The sequence below is a fragment of the Streptomyces sp. NPDC002793 genome, from assembly GCF_040295485.1.
GTDB lineage: Bacteria > Actinomycetota > Actinomycetes > Streptomycetales > Streptomycetaceae > Streptomyces.
Genome location: NZ_JBEOVL010000085.1, coordinates 1 through 12,044 on the forward strand (window position 1 = coordinate 1; position 12,044 = coordinate 12,044).

The window sequence follows — 12,044 nt, forward strand, 5'->3', positions numbered from 1 at the left end:
AGGCCGCCTGGTTGGTGATGGCGCGCTGGCCGCAGAGCAGGAACACGGGCCGGGCGTCCTGGCCGCCGGCCAGTCGGGCGAGCAGTACGTACTCGGAGGTCCCCGGCTCCAGCCGGTAGCGCTCCGAGCCCACCTGGAAGGCCGCCCGGTCGGGGCCGGGCTCGGGCCCGGTGTTGATCTTCACCCCGGGCAGCATCGACTGCAGGTGCGCGGCCATGCGCCGGTTCGAGCCCGGCCCTCCGACACAGAATTCGGTACGTTCGCCGAAGCCCTGCTGAGCCGTGTCGTGGGACACGATCTGCGCGTGCGCGCCGCAGTCCTTGATGAGCGCCGAGAGTTCGAGCAGGGCGAAGACGTCGAGGCGGTGGACCGCGCCGTCCCCGGCCGGGTCGCGGTTGACGACGAGCAGACACTCGGAATTCCCGGGCATTCCGAAGAAGGCCTGCTTCCGGCGGAGTTTGCGCCGCCAGAGGTGTGTACGGGCGAGCCAGCCGCATGCGGCGCTGATCCCGGCGGCGATCAGACCGAGCACGATGTTGCGTACGTCGTCATTCATGAGCGGGCATGTTAGCGGTCCGTTCGCGCGTGTGACCGAGGCGGTCCTGACGATACGGGCGGTGCGGCGTTACCCTGCGCGGACGATCCTTCACAGGAGGTACGGATGCGTCGTTCCGTCGGCCGGAATATGTCGTTCCCACTCGTGATCGCCGTCATCGGCTCACTCGGTGCTGCGGCCCCCGCTGCTTCGGCACCACCGGTGCCACCGCCCAAGTCGCCCGTGGCGGTGGGGTACGGGGGCGCCGTTTCCAGCGTCGACCCGGACGCCTCGGCGGCCGGTGTCGAGGTGCTCCGGAAGGGAGGCAACGCCGTCGACGCGGCTGTCGCCACCGCTGCCGCGCTGGGCGTCACCGAGCCCTACTCGGCGGGTATCGGGGGCGGCGGGTACTTCGTCCACTACGACGCCAGGACGGGGCGCGTGCAGACCGTCGACGGGCGGGAGACCGCGCCCCGCAGCGCGGACTCCTCGCTCTTCCTGGAGAACGGGAAGCCGATCCCCTTCGACGACGCGGTCACCAGCGGGCTGGGGGTCGGTACCCCTGGGACGCCCGCCACCTGGGAGAAGGTGCTCGACGCCTGGGGCAGCAAGCCGCTGGGGCAGTTGCTCGGACCGGCCGAGCGGCTGGCCCGGGACGGCTTCGTCGTGGACGAGACCTTCCGCTCCCAGACCGCGGCCAACCAGGCACGCTTCGCCGACTTCCCGGCTTCCGCCGAACTCTTCCTGCCCGGCGGCCAGCTGCCGGTCGCCGGATCGGTGTTCAAGAACCCCGACCTCGCCCGTACGTACAGGACGCTCGCCCGTGAGGGCGTCGGAGAGCTCTACCGGGGCGAACTGGCGCGGGACATCGTGTCGACGGTGCGGAACCCGCCGGTGGACCCGGCGGCGACGCGTGTGGTGCGTCCGGGAGATCTGACGACCGGCGACCTGAAGGCGTACCGCGCCCTGCGCCAGGCCCCGACGAAGACCGCCTACCGCGGCCTCGACGTCTACGGCATCGCGCCGTCCTCGTCGGGCGGGACCAGTGTGGCCGAGGCCCTCAACATCCTCGAGTCCACCGACCTTTCGAAGGCGAGCGAGAAGCAGTACCTGCACCGCCTCATCGAGGCGAGCCGGATCGCCTTCGCCGACCGGGGCCGCTGGGTCGGCGACCCGGCGTTCGAAAACGTGCCGACGCGTGAACTGGTGAGCCAGCGCTTCGCCGACTCACGCGAGTGCCTCATCAAGGACGACGCGGTCCTCACCAGCCCGCTCGCACCGGGCGATCCGCGCGACCCGGCCCGCTGCGCCACCGGGGGCAAGGCCGCTCCGACGACGTACGAGGGTGAGAACACGACGCATCTCACCACCGCCGACAAGTGGGGCAACGTCGTCGCCTACACGCTGACGATCGAGTCGACGGGTGGCAGCGGCATCACCGTGCCGGGGCGGGGCTTCCTGCTCAACAACGAACTGACCGACTTCTCGTTCGCACCGGCGAACCCCGCGGTCCACGACCCGAACCTGCCCGGCCCGTCCAAGCGTCCGCGCTCCTCGATCTCGCCGACCATCGTGCTGGAGCACGGAGAGCCCGTCGTGGCCCTGGGGTCGCCGGGCGGTGCCACGATCATCACCACCGTCCTGCAGTCGCTGACCGGCCACCTCGACCGGGGGCTGCCGCTGGTGGACGCGATCGCGGCGCCGCGCGCCAGCCAGCGCAACTCGGCCACGACCGAGATCGAGCCGGGGCTGTGGGAGAGCCCGGTGCGCGCGGAGCTCGAAGCACTCGGTCACGTGTTCAAGGCGAATCCGGAGATCGGGGCCGCCACGGGGATCCAGCGCCTCCCCGGTGGACGTTGGCTCGCGGCCGCCGAAAAGGTGCGGCGGGGTGGTGGTTCGGCCATGGTGGTGCATCCCAGCGGCCGTCCCTGACCGATCGGCAGCAGCAGGTGGCCTCGGGGCCGGTGGGACGCGCTCGGCAGCGCGCCCTGCCGGCCCCGTGGCCATGACGCGGACGGGACGCCCCGGCCGCGCGGCAAGGAAGAGCCCCTGGGGTTCTTCGCGTCCAGTGAAAGGCCATCCCCACGGTGCGTACACGCATGCTCGCCCTCTCCGCCGTCTGCGGCGCCGCTCTGCTCGCTCCCACCGCCTTCCCCGCCACGGCGGACGGCGCCGACGGGGGGACCGGGGCGGACCCGGTGAGCGCCGCCGAGCTGCTGGCCCGGGTGAAGAGCTGCACCCGGATCTCCGACGGAAAGTACCGGACGGACCAAGGCGGCCCCGCGAAGGTGCCGGTGTGCGGGACGGAGGGGGCCGTGTTCTGGCAGGCGGACATGGACATCGACTGCGACGGCCGGATCACCAAGGCCTGTAACAGCGGGACCGACCCCTCCTTCCTTCCGGAGACGGCGTTCCGGACGTCGGCGGGCAAGCCGCTGGACTCGGCCCGGCTGCCGTACGTCGTGGTGCCGGGCCCCGGGCCGCTCTGGAATCACAGGAAGGCGGGGATCCGCGGTGGCGGTGTCGCCGCCGTCATCCACCGCGGCAAGGTGCGGTACGCCGTCGTCGGCGACACCGGGCCCGCCGGGATCATCGGGGAGGCTTCGTACGCCATGGCCGAGTTCCTCGGTATCGACCCGGATCCGAAGACCGGCGGAGCCGCGTCCGGTGTCACCTACATCCTGTTCAGGAACTCCCGGGTGTCGCCGATCGAGGACCACGCGGCCGCCGTTGCCGCCGGCCGGTCGCTGGCCCGTGAGTTCGCCGACGGCGACCGATGACCGGGACCGTCCGGATGCCCGCGTCAGGGGGGCGAGCTGCCGTCCGTCGCGCGGGCCGCGTAGGGTCGCGCCCGTGACTCTCCAGGACTTCGCCCGCAGTGAGTACGTCAGTCTGACCACGTACCGGAAGGACGGCACGCCCGTCGCCACGCCCGTCTGGGCCGCTGCGGACGGTGGTGTTCTGTACGTCTGGACCCGGTCCGACTCGTGGAAGGTCAAGCGGCTGCGCAACGACAGCCGGGTCCTCGTCACCGTCTGCGACGCCCGCGGCCGGATCGCCGAGGGGGCGCCGAGCGCCGAGGGGACGGCCCGGCTGCTGGACCGCGACGGGACCGCGGTGGTGCGCAAGGTGCTCGCCCGCAAATACACCTGGAAGTTCTGGCTCGTGGATCGGCCCGCCATGATCGCGCGGCTCGGCAAGCGCCCCCACACGGGGATCGCTGTCACCTTCTGACCGGGGCGCACCGGCCCCGGCCGCGCTCCGGCCGCACCATGCCGGAAAAGAGCGCGTAGTCCCCCCGTAACACCCCTGCGGTCGAATGCCCGCGGACTGGAGTGCTCCAGTCCCGGGCGACCGATGAGGGCAGCGATGACGGTGCATCAGCAAGCGGCGGAAGTAAGGGCGTTCGCGCAGTACCTACGGAATCTGGCTGCCCTGCTGGATCCTGGACAGGGCTGGTACGGAGTCTTCCGCGCACGCGATCCCGAGGGCATGCGGGCCTGTTTCGACGGCTCGGAGGTCCCGCCCTGGGATGTGGTCGAGTCGCTGCTCCAGGACCTCGCCGCAGTGCGCGGCACCGAGTTCGCCGCGCGGGAATCCGTCCGGGCCGCCGAGCTGTGCGCCGCGTCGGCGGCCGCGCACGACAGACGCCCTGGCGGCCGGCAGGCACTCGCCGACCGGCTGGGCGTGATGCTCCAGGAGCAGTCGTACGCGGCCCGCCGGTTGAGCGCCGCCGGGGCCGACGAGGAGACGGGGACGGCGGCCGCCTGGGCGCGGGACGACCACGCCCGGGCGACGGCGCGCTGCGCGGAGCTGCGTGACCGGCTGGCGGCGGTGGAGCGGACCGTGCCGGGCCCCCGCCGGCCGGACACACCCGGGGCGCCCGCCGGGCCTGCCCCTGGGAAGAAGCGTGGGAAGCCGCGCGGGGCGCGCTTCGCGGGGCTGGAGACCGGGGGCGACACGGAAGCCGGTCCGCTCCCGTCAGGGGTGCCCGTGCTGCCGGCCCCCTCGTCGGCCGTGCCACGCGGGGCCCGCTTCGGCGGCGCCCCGGCCGGGGCGGGCGCCGCCCTGGGCGCTCCGCAGGCCACCACGATCCCCGACCTCACCGCGCGCCGCGCGGCCGACGACGCCGTCCGGCTGCTCTTACGGCTGCGCGCGGAGGGCCGCAGCGGTGAGGCGCACGCCGTGCTCTGCGAGGCGGCCGTGTGGCCTGCCGGACACCTGCCGGTGCTGGCCGTCGCGCTGCACGAGGCGGGCCTGGGGCCCGACTGGGCGACCCTGCTGTGGGAGGTGTCCTCGCTGCCACCCGCCGGACTCGCCGCTGCCGCGGGCGCCCTGGCCGCCGCGGGCCGCGATGAGGACTGCGGGCAGTTGCTCCGGCAGGGCGTGGCCCGGCCCGCCGGTGAGATCGCGGATGCCGTCCTGGCCCTCGACCGGGCGGGCCTGGAGCCGGAGGCGAGGGCGCTGCTGGGCGCGTTCGTCCGGGTACGGACTCCGCAGGACGCGGCGCGCATCGCCGAGGGCGGGCCGCGCCACCTCGTCCCCCGGCTGCTCGCCGCGGCACGCGACGTCTCGGCGGCGCGGGAGTGGGACCTGGTGCATGCGCTGCGGGTGGCGGGGATCGCCGTGCCGTAGGGCTTCGCGTGGCCCCAGGGACTCGCCCCGACGCCAGCGCTCATGGGGTTGGGGAGATAAATCACATTTCACCCCTTATCGTCGGTCAAGGCATACCCACACAAGTGGTAGATGCTCCCCCCCAGTGATGTGGAGGCACCCATGCTTACCCAGCAGATCACTCTCACCGCGACGCCGACCCAGACCGCCACGCTGGGCGCACTGATGACGGAGCCCGAGGCCACCGTCAGTGACGCCCCGCTCTACACCCCCGAGGCCGCGGGTCTGCTGCTCGCGCTGCTGCTCCTGTCCCCCAAGGAGCCGAAGGAGTCCCGGGGCAAGTGAGCTCCCACTCCGCATTCGCCGCGGCGGCCGACGCCCTGGCGGCCAGTGTCCTCGGTGCCCTCAGCGGCACCGGGGACGCTGTGCAGCTGGCCCGGTACGTCGATGACGCCCCCGACACCCTCGCGGCCCTGGCGGCCGTCCGGGTGCTCGGGGCCGACGTCTTCAGCCCCCATCTCCTGCTGGAGCAGCCGCTCCGGACACAGGACGTCGCGGTCGTGGCCAAGGCCTTCGACGCCTTCCCCGCGAACGACCCCTCGGAGGAGGCGACGGTCGCCAGGCGCGACCACGCCACCGCCGTCCTGCTCGCCCGGCTCTCCGGGGACGACACCCTGCGCACACTCGCGCCCGCGCCCGCGGACGGTGCCGAGCTCGCGGACACCTCCGCCTGGAGCAGCTGGTGCGTACGCATGGCACAGCTGGCCCCCCTCGCGACGCTCGGCCTCGACGGGCCTGTCCACGAGGCGGCCCGCGGCGGGGCCCTGCCGCTGTGCCGGGGCGTCAGCCGCTCGGTCCTCCGGCGTGACTTCCCCACCGCCGTACGCCTCGTCCGCTGGCTGGCCTGGCTGCGTCACGAAGGCGCCGTACTTCCCCTGGACCCGGGCCTCGTCGCGGAGCACGTGCTCCTGGTGGGCGCGGCGGGCCCGCGCACCGCCCTGGACCTGGCCATCGCCCACCACCTCCTCGAACGACGGCCCGGTACGGACGCGAAGGCGGCACAGGCATGACGACGATCCCCGAGCCGGTCACCCGGGCGGCCCGCTCCATGGCGGACCGGGCACTGTCGTGGCTGCACGCCCACCGCGAACTCGGCGGGCTGCCCCCCGACACCACCGAGACGATGGCCGACCCCGACAGCGTCTACAAGCCGCTGGGGGAGACCACGCTCGCCGCCTCCCTCATCCTGCGCGACGGCGCCGCCGGGCCGGGCCGGCTGGTCGCCGCCCAGAGCCTGATGGACTTCACCTGGGAGCAGTTCAGGCGCGGCGACATGATCTACGAACGTCAGCTCCGCCACACGCTGATGACGGACCCGCTGGAGATGTACGCCCCCTTCGTCCGCTGCGGCTACCGCCACGAGGGACTCGACCGGCTCCTCGCGCACCGCTCCCGCATGCGTTCGGTGAACAGCGTCGAGGTGCTCCCCAACCGTCGGCTCGCCGTCGCCAACGCGGCCCGGGTCGTGGGCCTGGAGCACTCCGAGGACATGAACGCGCTGGCCTGCGCGACCTGGCTCGGAGCGAGGCCGGAGCCCTGGGCCATCAACTGGATCACGGCCTACGCGATGACCCACACCGTCTTCCACCTCACCGACTGGGGCGGGAACCCGGCCGGTCTGCCGCCCGCACTGGCCTCCTACCTCCACACCTGGCTCCCGGTGTGGATCGACGTCTGGCGCGAGGTGGGGCAGTGGGACCTCGTCACGGAACTGCTCATCGTCGGCGCCTCGTTGGAGGAGCCTTACTGCCCGCCGGATGACTGGGAGGCGATCGCCGCTCTCCAGCACGAGGACGGCTTCGTGCCCCGTGACAGCGATCCGGTGGACGACGACCCGCAGCGGAGGTTCACGGACCATCAGCACACCGTCGTCGTCACCGCGGTGGCCGGATCCATCGCGCTGGCCCGGGCGGCAGGGCGATGAGGCCATGACGGAGGCGCCCCTGACCGCACACCTCCAGCCCCTCCTGGCAGCCGCCCGGGGGCCGGCGGTGGCGGTCGGCGCGGTGCGGGGCGCCGAGCGCACGGTGCTCTGCCGGGGCCCGGTGGGGGAGTGGACGCGGTTCGAGACGGGCTCCCTGACGAAGACCTTCACCGCCCTGCTGCTCGCCGAGATGGCGGCGGCCGGCGAGGTCCGTTGCGCCGACCGTGCCGACCGCTACCTCCCCTTCCGGATCCCCGGCCCGCCCCTCACCCTCCTCCACCTCGCCACCCATACCTCGGGCCTGCCCCGCCTGCCCCCGGGGCTGCTCGCCCGGGCGGTCCGCAGCGGATGGGTCAGCAATCCGTACGCCGGTTTCACCGAGGACGACCTGCTCGCCGCGCTGCGCCGCACCCGGCTCCGGAGCCGGCCCGGCAGCCGGGTCCTGTACTCCAACTTCGGGGGAGGCCTGCTCGGCCACGTACTCGCCAGGGCGGCAGGCGGCACCGGAGGCGACTACCCCGCACTGCTGGCCGAGCGCGTCACGGGCCCGCTCGGCCTCGTGGACACGGACTGCGATCCCGACCGGTCCCAGGCGACCGGTCATTGGCACGGACGCCCGCGCCCCGCCCTGCTGATGCCCGGGCTGACCGCGGCCGGAGCCGTGCGGTCCAGCGCTCGTGACCTGCTGCGCGTCCTGGCCGCGCTCCTGGACCCGGACACCGCCTCGAACCCCACGCTGCGCACGGCGCTGGCCGAGGTGCAGCGCCCCCGGCTGAGTGTGCCGAGAACCGGATCCCGGCTGTGCCTCATCTGGAATCTCCGCCCGCGCCCGGAGGGTGCGCTGCTGCACCACTCCGGGGGGACCCGCGGCTTCACCGCCTTCGCGGGCTTCCTCCCCGGCTCGAACGCGGCCCTCGTGGCCCTCACCAACACGGCTCCGACCCCGCTCGCACCGTTCATCCAGTCCGCGTACGGAACACTGCGCGCACTGCAGTCCCCGGCTCCGGAGGAGCTGTGGACCGCTCGGGTGTGAAACATGATCGACTCCACCGGTTCACGGCGATGGTCTTGCCCCGTTGTGTGACGGGGCTTACGTTCTCCATCTACGCACCCTGTCTACGGGCGTAGAGAACGCGTAGAGGCTCTCTGACGCCGCGTCGAAGGAGCAGCTCATGTCCCACGTCGTACGCGCCGCACTCGTCCAGGCGACCTGGACCGGCGACACCGAATCCATGATCGCCAAGCACGAGGACCACGCGCGCGAGGCCGCCCGGCAGGGCGCGAAGGTGATCGGCTTCCAGGAGGTGTTCAACGCCCCCTACTTCTGCCAGGTCCAGGAGCCGGAGCACTACCGCTGGGCCGAACCCGTGCCGGACGGGCCGACGGTCCGGCGCATGCGGGAACTGGCCCGTGAGACCGGCATGGTGATCGTCGTCCCGGTCTTCGAGATCGAGCAGTCAGGCTTCTACTACAACACCGCGGCGGTGATCGACGCCGACGGCTCGTACCTCGGCAAGTACCGCAAGCACCACATCCCGCAGGTCAAGGGCTTCTGGGAGAAGTACTACTTCAAGCCCGGCAACGCCGGATGGCCGGTCTTCGACACCGCCGTCGGCAGGATCGGCGTCTACATCTGCTACGACCGGCACTTCCCCGAGGGCTGGCGCCAACTCGGCCTCAACGGGGCGCAGTTGGTGTACAACCCGTCCGCCACCTCGCGAGGTCTCTCCGCCCACCTGTGGCAGTTGGAACAGCCCGCGTCCGCCGTCGCCAACGCCTACTTCATCGCGGCGATCAACCGCGTCGGCCAGGAGGAGTACGGCGACAACGACTTCTACGGCACGAGCTACTTCGTCGACCCGCGCGGGCAGTTCGTCGGTGACGTCGCGAGCGACAAGGATGAGGAACTCGTCGTGCGTGACCTGGACTTCGGGCAGATCGAGGAGGCCCGACAACAATGGGCGTTCTACCGGGACCGCAGGCCGGACGCGTACGACGGGCTGGTGGAGCCGTGACCGGACTGCACGAACGGCATCTGGCCGTCAGCCCTGACTGGCTGGCGCTCTACTACCGGCACCCCCTGGAGCTCACCCACGGCGAGGGCCGCCACGTCTGGGACGCGGACGGCAACCGCTACCTGGACTTCTTCGGCGGCATCCTCACCACGATGACCGCGCACGCCCTGCCGGAAGTCACCAAGGCCGTCGCCGAGCAGGCCGGCCGGATCATCCACTCCTCGACCCTCTACCTCAACCGCCCGATGGTCGAGCTGGCCGAGCGGGTCGCCGCGCTCTCCGGAATCCCCGACGCCCGGGTCTTCTTCACCACCTCGGGCACCGAGGCCAACGACACCGCCCTGCTGCTGGCCACCGCCCTCCGCGGGTCCAACCAGATCCTGGCGATGCGCAACAGCTACCACGGCAGGTCGTTCTCGACGGTGTCGGTCACGGGCAACAGGGCGTGGTCACCCACGGGCCTGTCACCGCTGCAGACGCTGTACGTCCACGGCGGGGTGCGCGGCCGGGGACCGTACGCGGAGCTGAGCGACGAACGGTTCATCACGGCATGTGTGGCCGATCTGGAGGACCTGCTCGGGCACACCCGGGGTGTCGCGGCGCTGATCGCCGAACCCGTGCAGGGGGTCGGAGGGTTCACCGCGCCGCCGGACGGGCTGTACGCGGCCTTCCGGGAGGTCCTCGACCGGCACGGCATCCTGTGGATCTCCGACGAGGTGCAGACCGGATGGGGGCGCACGGGCGACCACTTCTGGGGCTGGCAGGCACACGCGTCGAGCGGGCCGCCGGACATCCTCACCTTCGCCAAGGGAATCGGCAACGGCATGTCCATCGGCGGCGTGGTCGCCCGCGCCGAGGTGATGAACTGCCTGGACGCCAACTCCATCTCGACGTTCGGCGGATCACCGGTCACCATGGCGGCCGGGCTCGCCAACCTCGCGTACCTGCTGGAGCACGATCTCCAGGGCAACGCCCGGCGGGTCGGCGGACTGCTCATCGAGCGGCTCCGGCAGGTCGGCGCCGGCTCGCCGGCCGTACGGGAGGTGCGGGGCAGAGGGCTCATGATCGGCATCGAGCTGGTGAAGCCGGGCACCGACGAGGCCGATCCCGACGCCGCGGCGGCCGTACTCGAAGCCGCCCGCGCGGGCGGGCTGCTCATCGGGAAGGGCGGCGGGCACAACACCAGCGTGCTGAGGATCGCGCCGCCCCTGTCACTCACCGTCGCCGAGGCCGAGGAGGGTGCGGAGATCCTGGGCGAGGCTCTGCGCGCGGCCGGGTGAACCGGCGGGGCGAACACGACCGGGAACGGTCCCGTGGAGGAGAACCCCTGATGCGAAGCGAACGGAGCTGAGCTGTGGCACGCACTCTGATCACCGGTGGCCTGGTCATCACCGCGTCCGACGAACTCCACATGGACGTACTCGTCGAGGACAGCCGGATCGTCGCCCTGGCCACTCCCGGCAGTCATGGATGGACCGCGGACCGCCTCGTCGACGCACGGGGGAAGTACGTCATCCCCGGCGGGGTGGACGGCCATACCCACATGGAGATGCCGTTCGGCGGCACCATGTCGTCGGACACCTTCGAGACGGGCACCCGGGCGGCCGCCTGGGGAGGCACCACCACCATCGTCGACTTCGCCATCCAGCCGAAGGGCGGCTCGCTCCGCGAAGGGCTCGACACATGGCACGAGAAGGCCGATGGCAACTGTGCCGTCGACTACGGCTTCCACATGATCATGTCCGATGTGAACGAGTCGTCCCTCAAGCAGATGGACACGCTGATCGCGGCGGGCGTGACCTCGTTCAAACTCTTCACCGCGTATCCCGGAGTGTTCTATTCGGACGACGGGCAGATCCTCCGCGCCATGCAGCGAGCGGGAACGAACGGCGGTCTGGTCATGATGCACGCCGAGAACGGCATCGCCATCGACGTCCTCGTGGAGCAGGCCCTCGCACGCGGAGAGCGCGACCCGCGCCACCACGGGGAGGTCCGCAGGGCCCTCCTGGAAGCCGAGGCGACCCACCGCGTGATCCGGCTGAGCCAGGTGGCCGGTGCCCCCGTCTACGTCGTGCACGTCTCCGCGCGGGAAGCCCTCGCGGAACTGACGCGGGCCCGTGACGAAGGCCTGCCGGTCTTCGGCGAGACATGCCCGCAGTACCTCTTCCTGTCCACGGACAACCTGGCCGAGCCGGACTTCGAGGGCGCCAAATACGTCTGCTCGACGCCCCTCCGGCCGAAGGAGCACCAGGCGGCACTGTGGCGGGGGCTGCGGACCGATGACCTGCAGGTCGTCTCCACGGACCACTGCCCGTTCTGCTTCAAGGGCCAGAAGGACATGGGCATCGGTGACTTCTCGAAGATCCCCAACGGCATGCCGGGTGTGGAGCACCGTATGGACCTGCTCCACCAGGCGGTGGTGGACGGGCACATCTCCCGCCGCCGCTGGATCGAGATCGCCTGCGCCGCGCCGGCCCGGATGTTCGGCCTCTACCCGAGGAAGGGCACGATCGCGCCGGGCACGGACGCGGACATCGTCGTCTACGACCCGGAGGCCGAGCAGGTGCTGTCGGCCGGGACGCACCACATGAACGTCGACTACTCGGCGTACGAGGGCAAGCGGATCACCGGGCGGGTCGAGACGGTGTTCTCGCGCGGCGTCCCGGTCGTCGAGGGCGGCACGTACGTGGGGCGCGCCGGCCACGGGGCCTACGTGCCGCGGGGGTTGTGCCAGTACCTGTGACGTCGTCGACGGGCGGGCCGGTGATGTCCGAGCCGCGCCACCCGTCGACAGCGGGCTGACATCCCCATACATCCAGTATGCGGACGTCCCTCCGCCTTGCGATGCACCGCATCTGACGCCGCGCGCTGATCCACCGGGAATTGCGGGACAGCC

The 12,044-nt window shown here is 71.9% G+C and carries 12 protein-coding genes; 11 read left to right on the forward strand and 1 reads right to left on the reverse strand.

Features of this window, described 5'->3' with window-relative positions; genetic code table 11:
- The coding region (locus tag ABT001_RS34980) for a hypothetical protein (RefSeq protein ID WP_351285637.1) at window positions 1-556 on the reverse strand (556 nt) is incomplete at its 3' end.
- Between the two features lie 105 nt (window positions 557-661).
- Here ABT001_RS34980 and ggt point away from each other — a divergent pair.
- From ggt to hydA, 11 genes are all read left to right on the forward strand, one after another.
- Window positions 662-2,467 (forward strand): gamma-glutamyltransferase, encoded by a 1,806-nt coding sequence (gene ggt / locus ABT001_RS34985; protein ID WP_351285639.1) that lies wholly within the window; start codon window positions 662-664, stop codon window positions 2,465-2,467.
- Between the two features lie 155 nt (window positions 2,468-2,622).
- Entirely contained in the window at window positions 2,623-3,315 is a 693-nt protein-coding gene (locus tag ABT001_RS34990) for a glycoside hydrolase family 75 protein (protein WP_351285640.1), read from the forward strand.
- Between the two features lie 73 nt (window positions 3,316-3,388).
- Window positions 3,389-3,769: a PPOX class F420-dependent oxidoreductase gene (locus ABT001_RS34995; RefSeq protein WP_351285641.1), complete on the forward strand. Its 381-nt coding sequence runs from the start codon at window positions 3,389-3,391 to the stop codon at window positions 3,767-3,769.
- Window positions 3,770-3,904: 135 nt separating this feature from the next.
- Window positions 3,905-5,170, forward strand: coding sequence for a hypothetical protein (locus ABT001_RS35000; protein ID WP_351285643.1), 1,266 nt, complete (start codon window positions 3,905-3,907; stop codon window positions 5,168-5,170).
- 141 nt (window positions 5,171-5,311) lie between these two features.
- Window positions 5,312-5,494 (forward strand): hypothetical protein, encoded by a 183-nt coding sequence (locus ABT001_RS35005; RefSeq protein ID WP_351285645.1) that lies wholly within the window; start codon window positions 5,312-5,314, stop codon window positions 5,492-5,494.
- Entirely contained in the window at window positions 5,491-6,219 is a 729-nt protein-coding gene (locus tag ABT001_RS35010; protein WP_351285646.1) for a hypothetical protein, read from the forward strand. The genes ABT001_RS35005 and ABT001_RS35010 overlap by 4 nt, the downstream gene beginning before the upstream one ends.
- Window positions 6,216-7,133, forward strand: a complete 918-nt coding sequence (locus ABT001_RS35015) for a DUF6895 family protein (protein WP_351285648.1) — start codon at window positions 6,216-6,218, stop codon at window positions 7,131-7,133. Before ABT001_RS35010 ends, ABT001_RS35015 begins: the two co-directional genes overlap by 4 nt.
- Window positions 7,134-7,137: 4 nt before the next feature.
- A complete protein-coding gene (locus ABT001_RS35020) occupies window positions 7,138-8,166 on the forward strand; it encodes a serine hydrolase domain-containing protein (protein WP_351285649.1) in 1,029 nt (342 codons plus the stop codon).
- A gap of 139 nt (window positions 8,167-8,305) precedes the next feature.
- The gene (locus ABT001_RS35025; protein ID WP_351285651.1) at window positions 8,306-9,148 is read left to right on the forward strand and encodes a nitrilase-related carbon-nitrogen hydrolase; all 843 of its coding nucleotides are present in this window, start codon (window positions 8,306-8,308) and stop codon (window positions 9,146-9,148) included.
- On the forward strand, window positions 9,145-10,428 hold the full coding sequence (locus ABT001_RS35030) for an aspartate aminotransferase family protein (protein ID WP_351285653.1): 1,284 nt from the start codon (window positions 9,145-9,147) through the stop codon (window positions 10,426-10,428). The genes ABT001_RS35025 and ABT001_RS35030 overlap by 4 nt, the downstream gene beginning before the upstream one ends.
- 74 nt (window positions 10,429-10,502) lie before the next feature.
- Window positions 10,503-11,891 (forward strand): dihydropyrimidinase, encoded by a 1,389-nt coding sequence (gene hydA, locus ABT001_RS35035; protein WP_351285654.1) that lies wholly within the window; start codon window positions 10,503-10,505, stop codon window positions 11,889-11,891.
- Window positions 11,892-12,044: the final 153 nt, after the last annotated feature.